Origin of the sequence: Massilia aerilata (assembly GCF_042656905.1) — a bacterium.
Classification (GTDB): Bacteria; Pseudomonadota; Gammaproteobacteria; order Burkholderiales; family Burkholderiaceae_D; genus Telluria; species Telluria aerilata.
The window spans coordinates 291,233-308,901 of the sequence record NZ_JBHSMZ010000016.1 but is presented as its reverse complement, the minus strand read 5'-3'; the positions used below and the strand labels follow the sequence as shown (position 1 = coordinate 308,901).

Here is a 17,669-nt window from a genome sequence, read left to right as displayed (position 1 = left end):
AGGATATACCTCACCTCCTGCGAGCCCCCATGAGCACCTACGACAATTACCCGCGCGACCTGGTCGGCTACGGCCGCACGCCTCCCCACCCGCAATGGCCGGGGCAGGCCCGGGTCGCCCTGCAGTTCGTGCTCAACTACGAAGAGGGCGGCGAGAACAATGTGCTGCATGGCGATGCGAATTCGGAGACTTTTCTCTCCGAAATCATAGGCGCGCAAGCTTTTCCCATGCGCCACATGAGCATGGAATCGCTCTACGAATACGGTTCGCGGGCCGGGCTGTGGCGGGTATTGCGCATCTTCGAGGAGCGCAAGCTGCCGCTGACGGTGTTCGGCGTGGCGATGGCGCTCAAGCGCAACCCGGAAGCGGTGGCGGCCTTCCGCGAGCTGGGCCACGAAATCGCCTGCCACGGGCTGCGCTGGATCTCCTACCAGAACGTCGACGAAGCCACCGAGCGCGCGCACATGAAGGAAGCGGTCGACATCATCCGCGAACTCACCGGCGAAGCGCCGCAGGGCTGGTACACCGGCCGCGACTCGCCCAACACCCGGCGCCTCGTGGCCGAACATGGCGGCTTCGTCTACGACGCCGACCATTACGGCGACGATTTGCCGTTCTGGACCGAGGTCGAATGCACGGATGCGAACGGCTGGCATGCGTTGCGGCCGCACCTGGTGGTGCCCTACACCCTGGATACGAACGACATGCGCTTCGCCGCCATGCAGGGTTTTAATTCCGGGACCCAGTTCTTCGACTATCTGAAGGATGCTTTCGATGTGCTGTATGCGGAAGGGGATCCGAACGGGCTGAACCAGCCGAAGATGCTGTCGATCGGTTTGCACTGCCGCATCGTCGGCCGGCCGGCGCGGGCGGCGGCGCTGGCGCGCTTCCTGGATTATGTGCTGACGCATCAGCATGTGTGGATCACGCGAAGGATCGATATTGCGCGGCACTGGGAATCGGTTCACCCTTTTGTAAAATGAACCCACGCTCGTAACGCATGCACGTCGTCCCCGCGAAGGCGGGGACCCAAGTTTGTTGAGCTGACGTGACGCATGCCGAACTTGGATTCCCGCCTTGGCGGGAATGACGGATTATGCGATTTTGGTGATATTTAAAATCATCATGAAGTTATATGTAGCGCCCCCTCCGGTGTTAATCTCGCAAGCTGGGTTAAATCCGAGGCAACAATGTCAACACCGATCCGATTCTTCTACCGCGGGGCCGTTCAGGAAGTAAATGACGTCTCCCCCACGCAGACCGTCCTGCAGCACCTGCGGGAAGACCTGCATTGCACCGGCACCAAGGAAGGCTGTGCCGAGGGCGATTGCGGCGCCTGCACCGTGGTGATCGGGTCGCTGGAGAACGGCCAGCTCGAAATGAAGGCGGTGAATGCCTGCATCCAGTTCACGCCGACCCTGGACGGCAAGGCCCTGTTCACGGTCGAAGACCTGGCGCAGGGCAGCCAGCTGCATCCCGTGCAGCAGGCGCTGGTCGAATGCCACGGCTCGCAGTGCGGCTTCTGCACGCCGGGCTTCGCGATGTCTCTGTGGGGCATGTACCTGAAAAGCGAAGCCTGCCCCTCGCGCCGCGAGATCGACGACACCCTGTCCGGCAACCTGTGCCGCTGCACCGGCTACCGTCCCATCATCGATGCGGCCCGCCGCATGACGGAACTGCCGCGCGTGGACTTCGACCGCGAAGCATTGGCGGCCACCTTGCGCGGCCTGCAGCACGAAGCCGGCACCGTCTATATCGCCCAGGGCCAGACCTTCCACGCGCCGCGCACCGTCGACGAACTGGTGGCGGCGCGCGCCGCCCATCCGCAAGCCGTGCTGCTGGCCGGCTCGACCGACGTCGGCCTGTGGGTCACCAAGCAGATGCGCGAGCTCGGCGACATCATCTGGCTCGGCCACGTCGAGGAACTGAAAAGCGTGCGTCAACAAGATGACATGCTCGAGATCGGCGCGGGCGTCACGCTGAACGATGCCTATGCCGCCATCTGTGCGCGTTATCCCGAACTCGCCGAGCTGTGGCAGCGTTTCGCCTCGCTCCCCATCCGCAACGCCGGCACCCTGGGCGGCAACGTCGCCAACGGTTCGCCGATCGGCGATTCCATGCCCTGGCTGATCGCCTTGAAAGCCGCCATCGTGCTGCGCGGGCCGAACGGCCAACGCGAACTGGCGCTGGAAGACTTTTATCTCGGCTACCAGCAGAAGGATCTGCAGCCGGGCGAATTCGTGCAGGCGCTGCGCATCCCGCTGCCGCGCGCGAACCTTGCCTTCCGCACCTATAAACTGGCGAAGCGCTTCGACCAGGACATCTCGGCCGTGTGCGCCGCGTTTGCCCTTGAACTGGACGGCGGTATCGTCAAGGAAGCCCGCATCGCCTTCGGCGGCATGGCCGCGACACCCAAGCGCGCGGCGCTGGCCGAAGCCGCATTGAACGGCCGCGCCTGGGACGAGGCGGCAATGAAGGAGGCGATGGCGGCGTTACAGCAGGACTACGCGCCGCTGAGCGACATGCGGGCCTCGAACGGCTACCGCCTGCAGGGCGCGCAGAACCTGCTGCGCCGCTTCTGGCTCGAAACGCGGCTGGAAAACCCGCTGCCGGCCGACGCCGTCAACGTATTCGCTTAAGGAGAGCGACCATGAACGACATGAGCGCACCGGAAGTCAAGACGGCGGCGTGGACCGCGGTCGGCGTCTCGAAGGCCCACGAATCGGCGCGCCTGCACGTGCTCGGCCAGGCCGACTACACGGACGATATCGCCGAGGTCCGCGGCACCCTGCACGCGGCCCTGGGCTTGTCCAGCAAGCCACACGCGAAGATCGTGGCGATCGACCTGGATGCCGTGCGCGCCAGCCGCGGCGTGGCCGCCGTCTACACCGCTCGGGACATCCCCGGCACCAACGATTGCGGTCCCATCATCCACGACGATCCCATCCTGGCCGACGGCCTGGTGCAGTATGTGGGCCAGCCGGTCTTCATCGTGGTCGCGGACACGCACGACAATGCGCGCCGCGCCGCCAGGAAGGGCGTCGTGACGTATGAAGAACTCCCGGCCATCCTGACCCCGCAGGCCGCACGCAAGGCGCAGAGCTACGTGCTGCCGCCCATGCACCTGGCCCGCGGCGATGCGCAGGCGGCCTTCGAACGCGCCCCGCACACCGTCAAAGGCGAGCTGCATGTCGGCGGCCAGGAACAGTTCTACCTGGAAGGGCAGATCGCCTACGCCATCCCGCAGGAGAACGACGGCATGCTGGTGCAGTGCTCGACCCAGCACCCGAGCGAGATGCAGCACGTGGTCGCGCACGCGCTCGGCCTGCATTCGCACCACGTGGTGGTGGAATGCCGGCGCATGGGCGGCGGCTTCGGCGGCAAGGAATCGCAGTCGGCGCTGTGGGCGGCTGCAGCGGCCATCTCGGCCAGGCTGACGGGGCGCGCGGTCAAGCTGCGCGCCGACCGCGACGACGACATGCTGGTCACCGGCAAGCGCCACTGCTTCCACTACGAATACGAAGTCGGCTACGACGGCGAGGGCCGCATCGTCGCGGCGAAAGTGGATATGGTCTCGCGCGCCGGCTACTCGGCCGACCTGTCCGGCCCCGTCGCCACCCGCGCCGTCTGCCACTTCGACAATACCTATTACCTGTCCGACGTCGACATCCGCGCCGCCTGCGGCAAGACCAACACCCAGTCGAACACCGCCTTCCGCGGCTTCGGCGGCCCGCAGGGCGCGATCGCGATGGAGTACGTGCTCGACGAGATCGCGCGCAACCTGGGCCGCGATGCGCTGGATGTGCGCAAGCTGAATTTCTACGGCAAGCAGGAGCGCAACGTCACGCCCTACGGCCAGGTCATCGTCGACAACGTGATCCACGAGCTGGTGGACGAGCTGGAAGCCAGCAGCGAATACCGCGCGCGCCGCGCCGCCGTGGAGGCCTTCAACGCCAGCAGCCCGGTGCTGAAGAAGGGCCTGGCGCTCACGCCGGTCAAGTTCGGCATCGCCTTCAACGTCACCCACCTGAACCAGGCCGGCGCGCTGGTGCATGTGTATGTGGACGGCTCCATCCTGGTCAACCACGGCGGCACCGAGATGGGGCAGGGCGTCAACACCAAGGTGATGCAGGTGGTGGCGCACGAGCTGGGCGTGGACCTGAACCGGGTGCGCATCACCGCCACCAATACCAGCAAGGTCGCGAATACTTCGGCCACCGCGGCTTCCACCGGCGCGGACCTGAACGGCAAGGCGGCCCAGGATGCGGCGCGCCAGATCCGCGAACGCCTGGCCGCCTTCGCCGTCAAGCAGTACGGCGGCGCGGTGGACGACGTGCGCTTCGCGCTTGATACCGTGTTCGTCAACGGCAGCGAGATCCCTTTCGGCGAGCTGGTGGCGAAAGCCTACCTGGCGCGCACCCAGCTGTGGTCGGACGGCTACTACGCCACCCCCGGCCTGTCCTGGGACCCGAAGACCATGACCGGCCGTCCCTTCTCGTATTTCGCCTACGGCGCCGCGGTGTCGGAAGTGATCGTCGATACCCTCACCGGCGAATGGAAGCTGCTGCGCGCCGATGCGCTCTACGACGCCGGCAAGTCGCTGAACCCGGCCATCGACATCGGCCAGGTCGAAGGCGCCTTCATCCAGGGCATGGGCTGGCTCACCACCGAGGAGCTGTGGTGGAACGACGGCGGCAAGCTCATGACGCACGCGCCGTCCACTTATAAAATCCCGGCGATCTCCGACTGCCCGGAAGACTTCCGCGTGCGCCTGTTCGAGAACCGCAACGTCGAGGATTCGATCCACCGCTCGAAGGCCGTGGGCGAGCCGCCGCTGCTGCTGCCCTTCTCGGTGTTCTTCGCGATCCGCGACGCCATCTCCAGCGTCGGCGGCCACAAGGTCCATCCGCCCTTGAACGCACCGGCGACCTGCGAAGCCATCCTCAAGGCCGTCGCCGCGGTCGAAGCGGGCGCCTGAGATGGAAGACTGGCTGCAAGCAGCGGCAGAAGATGCCGGGTCTGATGCCGCGCCCAGGGTGCTGGTCACCGTGGCCGCGGTCGAAGGCTCGGTGCCGCGCGAACCCGGCGCCCGGATGCTGGTGGACGCCACGCGCCAGTGGGGCACGGTCGGCGGCGGCCACCTGGAGCTGCGCGGCTGCGAGACCGCGCGCGCGATGCTGGCCAGCCTCGAGGCCCGCCGCCTCGAACGTTTTCCGCTCGGTCCCAGCCTCGGCCAGTGCTGCGGCGGCGTGGTGCAACTGGCTTTCGAGCTGCTCGATGCCGGCCACGCCAAAGTGCTGGCCGAGCGCCCGCATGAAGACAGCTGGCGCCTGGTCGCACTCGACGGCGTGCCCGACCGGGCCCTGTTCGACGCGCACGGACAACAAATCCACGGCGGCGCGGCGCCGGACTTTACAGGCGCGCAAGGCACCCATATCATGCGCGGTCCCGACGGGCGGCGCTGGCTGGTCGACAAGGTCGAAGCGCCGATGGACCACCTGATGCTGTTCGGCGCCGGCCACGTGGGCGCGGCCATCGTGCGCGCGCTGGCCGACTTGCCCTGCCGCGTGACCTGGATCGACCAGCGCGAGGACTTGTTCCCCGAGCGCGTACCGGGCAACGTGGGCATCGAAGCGACCGACACGCCGGAAGCGCTGGCGGAGCAGGCCGCGCCGGGAACCAGCTTCCTCGTCATGACACACAGCCATGCGCTCGACCAGCGCCTGGCGGACGCGATCCTGAAGCGCCCGTCCTTCGACCAGGACTGGTTCGGATTGATCGGATCGCAAACCAAACGCAAGCAGTTCGAGCACCGCCTGCGCGACCGCGGGGTCGACCAGGCGCGCCTCGATGCCATGGTCTGCCCGATCGGCGTGGCCGGCATCGAAGGCAAGGCCCCGGCCGTGATCGCGGTCGCCGTGGCCGCGCAATTGCTGATGGTGTGGGAAGCCCGCACCGCTACCAAAGCTTCAACAGGAATACTTTAATATGTCGATGGACACCCGGAACCTGCAGGCCTACCGAGCGAGCCTGCTGCATTTTCACGCCGATCCGGCCTTTGCCGAGGATGCCTACGCCTGGCATGCCGACGGCCTGCTGGTCGTCGAGAACGGCCATATCAAGGCGGCCGGCGATCATGCGCAGCTGATCGGCAGCCTGCCGCAAGGCGTCGAGGTCGTCGACTACCGCGGCAAGATCATCGTGCCCGGCTTTATCGACACCCACCTGCATTTCCCGCAGACCGACATGATCGCGTCGCCGGCGCCGGGCCTGCTGCCCTGGCTGGAGAACTTCACCTTCCCGACCGAGCGCCGGTTCGGCGATCCGGCGCATGGCCGCGCCACCGCCGACTTCTTCCTCGACGAGCTGCTGAGGAACGGCACCACCACGGCCCTGGTCTACTGCACGGTGCACAAGGAATCGGTGGACGCGCTGTTCGAGGCGACCACGGCGCGCAATCTGCGCATGGGCGGCGGCAAGGTGCTGATGGACCGCCACTGCCCGGACTTCCTGCAGGACACCGCCGACCTGCGCGAGAGCGAAGACCTGATCAAGCGCTGGCACAAGCAGGGGCGGAGCATGTACGCAATCACCCCGCGCTTCGCCCCGACCTCGACCGAAGCCCAGCTGGCCGCCACCGGCGAGCTGGCGCGCGCCTATCCGGACACCTTCATCCAGACCCACGTCTCGGAAAACCAGGACGAGTGCCGCTGGGTGGGCGAACTGTTCCCGCAGCGCCGCAGCTACCTGGACGTCTACGACCACTACGGCCTGATGCGCCCGCGCGCCATGTACGGCCACTGCATCTGGCTGGACGATGCCGACTTCGCGCGCATGGCGGAAACCGGCGCGGCGATTTCGCACTGCCCGACCTCGAACCTGTTCCTGGGCAGCGGCCTGTTCGACATCGCACGCGCCGACCAGGCGGGGGCGCTGGTCTCGCTGGGCACGGACGTGGGGGCGGGCACTTCCTTCTCGATGTTGCAAACCATGAATGAAGCGTATAAAGTTGCGCGACTGAAAGGCAGCTACCTCCCGGCCCTGCGTATGTTCTACCTCGCGACGCTGGGCGCCGCGCGCAGCATGCAGCTCGAAGGCACGATCGGGAATTTCGCGCCCGGCGTCGAGGCCGATTTCATCGTGCTCGACCCCAGGGCCACGCCGCTGCTGGCGCGCCGCACCGCGCACAGCAATACGCTCGAGGAGACCCTGTTCGCGCTGGCGATGCTGGGCGACGACCGCGCCGTCCGCGCCACCTACGCGGCCGGCAGTCTGGTGCACGAGAGGACGCTGCCCTGAGGTTTCCCCCTTGGACCGACCGAAAGTACCTATGCAGAAGACCTTCCTCGCCGCCACGCTCAGCCTGGCCCTCGCCGCCGGCGCCGCCGATGCGCGCCCGAACGCCGCCAAGGCCAACGAGGCCGCCACCGCGCGCCACTACGCCGCGCTGATCGCCGGCGAGCCGAAGACGGCCGAGCTGACCATGTTCTTCACCCAGATGCCCAAGGGCGGGGACCTGCACCACCACTACTCGGGCGCGATCTACGCCGAGACCTATGTCGACTTCCTCGACAAGCAGGGCTACTGCGTCGACAAGCAGACCTACAGGATCGAGACCAAGCCGGCCGTGGTCGAGGCCGAGCGCAACAAGCAGCCCAAGGAACGCAGCTGCCTCGGCAGCGCCGACGTCTACGCCGACGATTTCACCTACCGCGAGCTGCTGCAGCGCTGGTCGAGCAAGGATTTCTATAACCACGGCGCGCTGCAGGCGCCGCCGGACCGCCAGTTCTTCCAGACCTTCGGCTACTTCGGCCCGATCTCGAACGCGAACTTCCACGAAGGCCTGGTCGAGATCAAGGAACGCGCCATCCGCGAGAACGTCGGCTACATCGAGACCATGTTCAAGATGTCGCCGTTCGTTGTCAATAAGGAGTTCGACACCCAGGCCTGGCAGAACGCGAAGGACGACAAAGCTTTCGAAGCGCAGATGCGCGCCTGGATGTCGCAACTGGACGGCGACCAGAAGTTCAACGGGGCGATCGCTGACTTCACCGCCAAGATCGACGAAGCCGCCGCCGGCATCGACGACGAGCGCTTCACCATGCGCTACCAGACCTATGTGCTGCGCCTGCTGAACCCGTCCCAGGTGTTTTCCTCGATGCTGGCCGGCTTCAAGGCGGCGAAGAAGGACAGCAAGATCGTGGGCGTGAACATCGTCGGCCAGGAAAGCCAGATGGTCTCGATGCGCGACTACACGCTGCACATGAAGATGTTCCGCTTCCTGAAGTCGGTCTACCCGGACGTCAAGGTGGCCCTGCACGCGGGCGAGCTGGCCCTGGGCGACGTGCCGCCCGAAGACCTGCAGTACCACATCGACGAAGCCCTGAACCTGGCCGGCGCCGACCGCATCGGCCACGGCATCGACCTCGCGCACGAAACCAATGCCGCCGCCATCATGCAGCGCATGCGCGACAAGGACATCCCGGTCGAGATCAACCTGACCTCGAATGGCTTCATCAACGGCGTGAAGGGGGAGAACCACCCGGTCACCCTGTACCGCAAGTACGGCGTGCCTTACGTGATCTCGACCGACGACGCCGGCGTGACCCGGCACAACCTGGCCAACGAGTACGTGCTGTTTGCCAGCCGCTACAAGCCGAGCTATGCGGAAGTCAAGAAAGCGTCCTATAACAGCATCCGTTATTCCTTCCTGCCGGCGCTTGAGAAGGCCCGCCTGACCCGCCAGCTGGACGAGCGATTCGCCAGATTCGAGGCTGGTATCGTCCTCCTGGACCGCAAGGCGCCCGCCGCCAGATAATCTGTTTTACCCATCCGGCATGCTTGCCGGGTGGGTAAAGCCTTGTCAAAAACTTAAATCTGTCTCGCCTAAACGACAAAATTCTTTTGCCAAAAGGACAGATTTTGAGAATTTCGCGGTTTGTGATTTCTCATAAGCATGCCTCCCTTATAATCCGCCCGACAGTGCTTATGCATGTTTGCAGGGGAAAAACCCAGGAAATCATGATTTTCACCATGTATTTATATGGTCAACATATAAATTGCTGTCGGAAATCATATTTGTCACGCATGGTGGGCTCATGCATGATCGGGTGGCGCGGCTAGATAAATTTGCAAGTTTTCGCAGATTGTCCTCATGTCATCAATCTGACATATCCGCTTCCTATACTGCCGTGCTTCAAAGCCGGAGGGTCGTCCCTCCCCATAGATTTTCGCAGGGTCAAAACTGCTGTTGTCGTTTTTACAATAACACTCTAGGGAGTACCTTAATGCAATCCGCTTTTCATCAACAACCCAAGTTGCGCCTCAGCCTGATCGCTGTGGCATGCCAGCTGGCATGCTTCGCGGCCGCGGCCAACGCCCAAACTTCGACGACGCAGAAGACTGACGCCGACGCTGGCCAGATGCGCGAAGTCGTCATCACCGGCAAGAAGATTGGTATGGGTCTGATGGTCACCGAAGACGCGCCGAAGGCACGTTCGACCATCACGGCAGAGGAACTGGAAAAGCAGCGCCCGACCGGCAACGCCTATGAAGCACTCGAGATGCTGCCGTCGGTGAACAGCTACAACATGGACGCGACCGGCCTGTTCGGCGGCGGCCTGACCCTGCGCGGTTTCAACAGCGACCAGATCGGCGCCACCATCAACGGCGTGCCGGTCAATGACTCGGGTTCGTTCTCGGTCTATCCGCAAGAATACGTCGACCAGGAAAACACCTGCTCGGAATTCGTGACCCAGGGTTCGACCGACGTGGATTCGCCGCAAGTCGGCGCCACCGGCGGTAACTTCGGCATCATCACCTGCAACCCGGAAAACAAGCAGCGCGTTCGCGTGATGCAGACCCTGGGCCAGCTGCACCTGAACAAGACCTTCGTCCGCTACGACACCGGCCTGTTCCCGGACGGCCGTTCGAAGGCATTCATTTCGTACTCCAAAGCCCACTCCAAGAAGTGGAAGGGTGAAGGCGGCGCCGAGCGCGAGCACATCGACGGCGGCTTCAACTACGACTGGGATCGCTTCAACTACGTTCACGCCACCATCCTGTGGAACAACGCAAACAACAACAACATCAACAACGTCACCCTGGCCGAACTGCAGAAGAACGGCTATGAGTACGACACCACCGCCGTGTTCCCTGGCCACGCTACCCCAACCAAGGGCAAGGCAGACGTCGACGTGACCCCGGCCCCGCCGTACTACGGCCTGTCGCGCAACCCCTTCAAGAACGCCATCGCTTCGGCAGTCGCCAAGTTCCGCCTGGGCGCGGACACCGACCTGAAGATCGTGCCTTACTACTGGTACGGCTTCGGCAACGGCGGTATCCAGCAGCGTTCGCAGCGTGAAAACAGCTTCCTGGGCACCACCGTCAACGCCAGCACCGGCCGTTACAACACCAACGGCACCGTCGACCTGAACGGCGACGGCGACACCCTGGACACCGTGATCGTGGCCAACGCCAGCGTGACCCGCACCAACCGTCCTGGCGTCACCGCTTCGGTCACCCACACCATGGGCGACCACACCATCCTGGGCGGCTTCTGGTACGAGAACGCCAAGCACCGTCAGACCGGCACCATGGTGCCTGTTGACAACAACGGCGGCTTCGATCCGTGGCTGCAGGATGGCGCCATCAAGCGCGCCGACGGCACCTTCTTCCAGAGCCGCGACTGGGTGACCAAGTCGATCGGCTGGCAGGCATTCCTGCAGGACACCGTGACCCTGCTGGACGACAAGGCGACCCTGAACTTCGGCGTGCGCACCCCGCACCTGAAGCGTGACGTCACCAACAACCTGAGCGAAGGCAACACCTACGGTACCTACCGTATCGAAAAGACCTACAGCTCGATCCTGCCGCAGCTGGGCGCGCGCTACCGCATCACCAACGACGACCAGATCTTCGCGTCGATCGCCAAGAACATGAAGGCGCCGCCGAACTTCGTGTACGGTAACGCCGGCACCAACGTCCAGTTCGTCAATGGCGTTGCGACCCTGAAGGGCGACGTGAAGTCGGAAACCTCGTGGAACACCGACCTCGGCTACCGCCACCAGGACAACAAGTACATCGCGACCCTGACCGTGTTCGACGTGAACTTCAAGAACCGCCAGGCAACTGCGTTCGACGAGTTCTCGCAGGCCAGCAGCTACACCAACGTCGGCGACGTGCGTAACCGCGGTTTCGAGATCGAAGCGAACAACATGCCGATCAACGGCTGGTCGCTGTACGCCTCGGCTGGTTACCAGAAGAGCGAGATCAAGAACGACCTGCGCATCAGCTCGACCGCGGTGCTGCCGACCGCCGGCAAGGAAATGCCGAATACCCCGCGCTGGAAGGGCGGCCTGTCGCTCCAGTACTCGGTGGGTGAGTTCTATGCTCGCATCAAGGCACGCGCCACCAGCGAACAGCAGGGCACCTTCGTCAACGACGAAACCGCGCCGGGCTACACCACCTTCGGCCTGGACGGCGGCTACAAGTTCGCGAACTACGGCCTGCTGAAGAATCCGAAGCTGCAATGGAACATCAGCAACATCACCAACAAGCAGTACCGCAATCCGTCGTCGACCACGGTGACCAACGCACTGGCTTACCCGGGCATCTCGGCCGGCACCCTGCGTTACTACCTGGGCGCACCGCGCTTCGCATCGGTCACCCTGTCGGTCGATATCTGATCGCAGGCTGATGCCGTAAAATGAAAACAGGCCTCCGGGCCTGTTTTTTTTGATCCCCGCTTTCGTATTGACACCCACATGGCCCTTCGTCTCTCTACCGCCGCCCTGGCCCTCGCGCTCGCCTTCACGGCCGCCGGCTGCGCCACTTCCCACCAACCGGCCGCCCGCAGCGTCGACATCAACCTGGTGGCCCTGAATGACTTCCACGGCAACCTCGAACCGAGCAAGTACACGTACGCGCCGGCCGGCAGCGCGCAGAAGCAGACCATCCAGGCCGGCGGCATCGACGTCCTGGGCGGGGCGATTGCCGCCTTCCGCAAGGAAGACAAGGACCTGCTGTTCGTCGCCGCCGGCGACCTGGTCGGCGCCAGCCCGGCGCTGTCCTCGATGTGGGCGGACGAGCCGAGCATCGAAGCCATGAACAAGATGGGACTGGTCGCCAGCTCGCTCGGCAACCATGAATTCGACCAGGGCAGCAAGGAACTGCTGCGCCAGCAGCACGGCGGCTGCGATTCGCCGCGGCCCAGCAAGGCCTGCCAGCTCGCGCCGGGCTTCAAGGGCGCCGGCTTCAGCTACCTCGCCGCCAACGTCGTCGAGCAGGCGACCGGCAAGAACCTGGTGCCGGGCTGGCGCATCGTCGACGTCAAGGGCGTCAAGGTCGGCCTGATCGGCGCGGTGCTGCAGGACACGCCGTCGGTGGCGGTGGCCTCGGCCATCAAGGGCCTGTCCTTCCTGGACGAAGCCGACTCGATCAACAAGGTCCTGCCGGCGATGCGCGCGCAGGGCGCCCAGGTGTTCGTGGTCCTGATCCACGAGGGCGGCCATACCGGCGAGCCTTTCGATAAAACCTGGTGCGACGGCCTGCAGGGTCCGATCGTCGGCATCGTGAAAAAGCTCGACCCGGCGATCCGCCTGGTCATCACCGGCCACTCGCACAAGGGGTACCTGTGCAAGGTCGACGGCCGCGTCGTGACCCAGGCCGACTACGCCGGCCACGTGCTGTCGCGCATCCGCATGCAGGTCGACCCGGCCAGCGGCGCCGTGCGCGACATCGACGTGCGCAACGTCGTGATGGCGCCGGGCGCTTACGCTCCCGATCCGGCCCTGGCCGCCTACCTGCAGGGCATCCGCGCGCGCAGCACGGCCGAACTGGCCAAGCCGGTGGCGACCATCGGCGCCGCGGCCCCGGTGCAGCGCAAGGAAAGCGAAGCCGGCGAATCGCCGCTGGGCGATCTGATCGCCGACGCCGCGCTGGCCGCCACCCGCGAGCAGGGCGTGCAGGTGGCCTTCATGAATCCGGGCGGCATCCGCAAGGATCTGGAAGTGGGCGACAAGGGCGTGGTCAGCTTCGGCCAGGCCCAGGCCGTGCTCCCGTTCGGGAACACCCTGGTGGTGATGGACCTGAGCGGCGCCAATCTGCGCGCTACCCTGGAGCAGCAGTGGGACCGCCCGGGCGGCGGCCGCTACATGCTGCAGGTCTCGCACAGCCTGTCCTATGCCTGGGACAGCACGCGCCCGGTCGGCCAGCGCCTGGTGCCGGGCAGCCTGAAGGTGAACGGCGTGCCGGTCGACGATGCGAAAACCTACCGCGTGGCGGCGAATAACTTCCTGGCCGACGGCGGCGACAACTTCCCGGCCCTGGCCAAGGGCGTCAAGCGCTCGGACACGCAGATGCGCGACCTCGACGCCCTGATCGCCTACATGAAGCAGCATCCGGAGTTTGGCGCGGCCTCGATGGCGGCGCCACAGGCCCGTATTCAGAAGGTGCGCTGAGAAGCGCATTGCCGGATAATAGACAGCTTAGACAAGACACGGTCTTACCAAGGAATCACTCATGAAAAAACTCGCTTGTGTACTCGCGCTGGCAGGCGCCTTCGCCTCGACCGACGCACTCGCCTGGGGCACTGACGGCCACCGCGCGGTCGGCGCCATCGCCGACAAGCTGCTCAAGGGCAGCAAGGCCGAACAGCAGATCAAGTCCATCCTGCTGCCTGGCGAAACCCTGGAATCGGTTTCCACTTGGCCGGACTGCGTGAAGGGCAGCTACTGCGGCCCGCAGAGCCAGGACATGATCGACTACGTGAACGCCAACCCGAAGCACAGCGAGTACCACTACACCGACGTGCCGTTCCAGCTGGAGCACTACCATGACGGCGCCGCCGGTACCGCCGACGACGACATCGTGCAGACCCTGAAGCAGGCGATCGCCGTCCTGCAGGGCAAGGACACCCCGGCCACCAACCCGCACAAGTTCACCCCGCGCCAGGCCCTGATCCTGGTCACCCACATGACCGGCGACATCCACCAGCCGCTGCACGTGGGCGCGGCCTTCGTGTCCAAGGACGGCAAGTTCGTGGTCCCCAGGACCAAGGCCGAGATCGACGAAACCGCGGTCTTCGATTCGCGCGGCGGCAACAACTTCCTGATGGACGACGAAAAGCTCACCGGCCTGGTCGCCAAGCTGTCCGACGTGATTCCGCCGGAAGAAGCCAAGCCGCTCAAGGAAGGCGTGCCCAAGGCCCTGACCAAGCCTTTCCACTCCTACTGGGACAGCACCACCGTCAACTACGCCTTCCGCCGCATCCAGACCAGGACCCCGGAAAAGTTCGCGCAAGCCGCCATCGACGGCAAGCCGGCGATCGCCTCCGCCACCGGCGACCTGGCCACCTGGCCCTACCAGTGGGCGGACGATGCGCTGGCCGTGTCCAAGCAGGCCTTCGACGGCGTCACTGTCGGCAAGATCACGCCGCAGGTGAGCAAGAAGGGCGAGACCTACTACACCTGGAGCCTGGAAGTGCCGCAGAACTACCCGGTGCCGAGCTCGCAGATCGCCAAGACCCAGCTGATCAAGGGTGGGTATCATCTGGCGCAGCTGCTGCAGGCGATTTACCAGTAATCTGCCGCACCACTTCATGAAACGCCGCACGCCACAGGGTGTGCGGCGTTTTTTTTGCACCTGCATTTACAATGTCGCCAACATTTACCTTCCTGCCATCATGCGCACACTTTCCTGTCTCGCCCTTGCCGGCGCCGTTTTCCTGCCCGGCCTCGCCGCCGCCCAGTCCGAACGCGTCGAACCCGTCGACCGCAGCCTGCCGCTGTGGGAGGCCGGCGTCGGCGCCGCCGGCTTCAGCACGCCGGCCTATCCAGGTTCGTCGGACCGCTCGAACCGCGGCCTGGTCCTGCCTTTCCTGATCTATCGCGGCAAGGTTTTCCGCGCCGACCAGAACGGCGTCGGCGCGCGCCTGCTCAACACGGACAAGGTCGAATTCGACATCGGCTTTTCCGGTTCGCTGCCCGCGCACTCCGATGACGTCGAGGCGCGGCGCGGCATGCCGGACCTCGGCACCTTGCTGGAATTCGGTCCGCGCGTGAAATACAAGTTCGCCGACCTGGGCGAGCACGGCAAACTGCGCATCGACCTGCCGCTGCGCGCCGTCATCGAAGCCAGGGGCGGCTTGCGGCGCCAGGGCTGGACCATGGAGCCGCGCCTGGTGTGGGAGCAGCGCGGCGAAGGCGCGCGCTGGACCATGGACGCCCAGCTGGGCGCGGTGTTCGGCGACCGCCGCGTCAACCATTATTTCTACGAAGTCGAACCGCAATATGCGACGGCGACGCGCCCCGCCTACCACGCCGATGCCGGCCTGATGCTGGTGCGCACCGGCGTGGGCGGCAGCCTGCGCCTGAACCCGGACCTGCGCCTGTTCAGTTCAGTGCGTTACGAGCTGTATTCGGGAGCGGCCAACAAGGACAGTCCGCTGATGCGCAAATCGAGCGGCGTGTCGGCCTTCGTGGGACTGGTGTGGACATTTGCGCGCTCGGAAGCGCGGGCGCGCGGGGCGGAGTGAATGTGGCTGGGCTCGGGGAGCCCACCCTACCGTAGGGTGAGCACTCCGTGCCCACGTTGCCCTTATCGGGACTTGACGAACGGCTTGCCGATCGCCTTCGGCGCCACCGACTTGGCCATCAGGCCAGCCAGCACCACCACGGTGACGACGTAAGGGATCATCTGGATCAGCGAGCCCGGGATGCGGCCCACGACCGGCAGGTCGACGCCTTCGAGCTGGATCTGGATCGCGCCGAACAGGCCGAACATCAGGCAGCCCAGCACGGTGTGCAGCGGACGCCAGTTGCCGAACACGAGGGCGGTCAGGGCCAGGTAGCCGGCGCCGGCCGACATGTCGCGCAGGAAGAAGCCGCTCTGGACGATGGCGAGATAGGCGCCCGAGAAGGAACACAGCACGCCGGCCACCAGCATCGCCAGGTAGCGGGTGCGCTCCACCGAGACGCCGGCGGCGTCGGCCGCATGCGGGTTCTCGCCGCAGGCGCGCAGGCGCAGGCCGAAGCGGCTGTGGTAGATCACCCAGTGCACGACCGGCAGCAGCAGGAACGCCAGGTAGACCAGCACCGACTGGCCGCCGATCACGTGGCCGTACAGCCAGCCGATGAAGGGGATGCCGTCCAGGGCCGCGGTGCCGGGGAGGACCACGTCGGTGAGGCGCGCGCCGCCCAGGTCCGGCGTGCGGCCGCCCTGCTGGAAGAAGAACTGGGCCAGCACGAAGGTCAGGCCGCTCATCGCGATGTTGATGGCGATGCCGCACACCAGCTGGTTGCCTTTCTGGGTGATGGCGACGAAGGCCTGGATCATGGCCAGGGCCGCGGACACGGCGACGCCGGCGGCGATGCCGTACCACGGATTCTGGGTCGTATACGCCACCGCGGCGGAGACGAAGGCCGAGGCCAGGATCTTGCCTTCCAGGCCGATGTCGACCACGCCGCTGCGTTCGGCGAACAGGCCGGCCATCGCGGCGAACATCAGCACCGGCGCATTGCGGATCGTCGAGACGACGATGCTGGCGAGATGAAGGTCTTCCATTTTATTTACCTTTGCGGAGATTGATCAGTTTCAGCAGCGCCGGACCGTACAGGTATTCCATCGCGCCGCAGAACAGGATGATCAGGCCCTGGATGAAGATGAAGGTCTCTTGCGGGATGTTCGGTTTTTCCAGCGAGAGGTCGAAGCCGCCCTGGATCAGCGCGCCGAACAGCACCGACGACAGGAAGATGCCGACCGGGTGCTGGCGGCCCATCAGCGCGATCGCGATGCCGACGAAGCCGGCGCCGGCCGGGAAGTTCAGCGACAGGTAGTGGGTCGAGCCCATCACCGAGTTGACCGCGGCCAGGCCGGCCAGCGCGCCCGACACCAGCATCGTGACGATGATGGTGCGGCTGATCTTCACGCCGGCGTAGTGCGCGGCGTGCTGGTTCAAGCCGGTCGCGCGCAGCTTGTAGCCCCAGGACGAACGCCACACGGCCACGCCGTAGATCACCAGCGCCGCGATCGCGATCAGGAAGCTGATGTTGAGCGGGGTGTCGCCCAGCAGCGAGCTGCCGTCGGCCCGCATGAACCAGTTCTGCAGCTGCGGCATGGTGGCGGCTTCCGAGAAGGTGCGCGAGGCCGGGTTCTGCTGGCCTTCCGGGATCATGTAGCGCACGATCAGGAAGTTCATCAGGTTGGCGGCGATGAAGTTGAACATGATGGTCGTGACCACCACGTGGCTGCCGCGCCTGGCCTGCAGGAAGCCCGGCAGGAAGGCCCACAGGCCGCCGAACAGGGCCGCGCCCAGCATGCCGGCCGGGATCAGCACCCAGGCGGGCAGGCTGGCATCGAAGGCCAGCATGACCAGGGTGATGCCGAGGCCGCCGATGTACATCTGGCCTTCGGCGCCGATGTTGAAGAGACCCGCCTGCATCGCGATCGACACGGCCAGGCCGGTGAAGATGAAGGTCGAGGCGTAGAACAGCGTGTAGGCCAGGCCTTCCGGATTGACGATCGCGCTGTTGATCAGGATCTGCATCGATTCGAGCGGGCTCTCGCCCAGCAGATGGATCACCAGCGCCGCCACCAGCAGCGCCGACAGCAGGTTCAGGATGGGCAGGACGAAACCCGTGGCCCAGCGTGGAAGTTCAGTTTTCATGTCA

General features: G+C 65.2%; 12 protein-coding genes. 10 read left to right on the top strand and 2 right to left on the bottom strand.

Going from position 1 to position 17,669, the window contains the following annotated elements; all coding sequences use genetic code 11:
- Window positions 1–29 precede the first annotated feature (29 nt).
- From puuE to ACFPO9_RS20745, 10 genes are all read left to right on the top strand, one after another.
- Entirely contained in the window at window positions 30–983 is a 954-nt protein-coding gene (puuE, locus tag ACFPO9_RS20790; RefSeq protein WP_379774338.1) for an allantoinase PuuE, read from the top strand.
- A 207-nt stretch (window positions 984–1,190) separates the two neighbouring features.
- On the top strand, window positions 1,191–2,639 hold the full coding sequence (gene xdhA / locus ACFPO9_RS20785; RefSeq protein WP_379774335.1) for a xanthine dehydrogenase small subunit: 1,449 nt from the start codon (window positions 1,191–1,193) through the stop codon (window positions 2,637–2,639).
- A gap of 11 nt (window positions 2,640–2,650) precedes the next feature.
- Window positions 2,651–4,978, top strand: coding sequence for a xanthine dehydrogenase molybdopterin binding subunit (xdhB, locus tag ACFPO9_RS20780; protein ID WP_379774333.1), 2,328 nt, complete (start codon window positions 2,651–2,653; stop codon window positions 4,976–4,978).
- 1 nt (window position 4,979) lies between these two features.
- Entirely contained in the window at window positions 4,980–5,987 is a 1,008-nt protein-coding gene (gene xdhC, locus ACFPO9_RS20775; protein ID WP_379774331.1) for a xanthine dehydrogenase accessory protein XdhC, read from the top strand.
- Between the two features lie 7 nt (window positions 5,988–5,994).
- Entirely contained in the window at window positions 5,995–7,299 is a 1,305-nt protein-coding gene (gene guaD / locus ACFPO9_RS20770; RefSeq protein WP_379775050.1) for a guanine deaminase, read from the top strand.
- Between the two features lie 31 nt (window positions 7,300–7,330).
- Entirely contained in the window at window positions 7,331–8,818 is a 1,488-nt protein-coding gene (locus ACFPO9_RS20765) for an adenosine deaminase family protein (RefSeq protein ID WP_379774329.1), read from the top strand.
- Window positions 8,819–9,287: 469 nt separating this feature from the next.
- The gene (locus ACFPO9_RS20760) at window positions 9,288–11,687 is read left to right on the top strand and encodes a TonB-dependent receptor (protein WP_379774326.1); all 2,400 of its coding nucleotides are present in this window, start codon (window positions 9,288–9,290) and stop codon (window positions 11,685–11,687) included.
- Window positions 11,688–11,765: 78 nt separating this feature from the next.
- Window positions 11,766–13,460 (top strand): bifunctional metallophosphatase/5'-nucleotidase, encoded by a 1,695-nt coding sequence (locus tag ACFPO9_RS20755; protein WP_379774323.1) that lies wholly within the window; start codon window positions 11,766–11,768, stop codon window positions 13,458–13,460.
- Window positions 13,461–13,521: 61 nt separating this feature from the next.
- Window positions 13,522–14,583 (top strand): S1/P1 nuclease, encoded by a 1,062-nt coding sequence (locus ACFPO9_RS20750; RefSeq protein ID WP_379774321.1) that lies wholly within the window; start codon window positions 13,522–13,524, stop codon window positions 14,581–14,583.
- A 100-nt stretch (window positions 14,584–14,683) separates the two neighbouring features.
- Window positions 14,684–15,535, top strand: coding sequence for a MipA/OmpV family protein (locus tag ACFPO9_RS20745; RefSeq protein WP_379774319.1), 852 nt, complete (start codon window positions 14,684–14,686; stop codon window positions 15,533–15,535).
- A 62-nt stretch (window positions 15,536–15,597) separates the two neighbouring features.
- Here the strand turns inward: ACFPO9_RS20745 and ACFPO9_RS20740 are convergent, their stop codons facing one another.
- Window positions 15,598–16,563 carry an ABC transporter permease gene (locus ACFPO9_RS20740; protein WP_379774317.1) on the bottom strand — a complete coding sequence of 322 codons (966 nt, stop codon included), beginning with the start codon at window positions 16,561–16,563 and terminating at the stop codon, window positions 15,598–15,600.
- Between the two features lies 1 nt (window position 16,564).
- Complete coding sequence (locus ACFPO9_RS20735; RefSeq protein WP_379774314.1) at window positions 16,565–17,665, bottom strand: ABC transporter permease; 1,101 nt, start codon at window positions 17,663–17,665, stop codon at window positions 16,565–16,567.
- Between the last annotated feature and the right edge of the window lie 4 nt (window positions 17,666–17,669).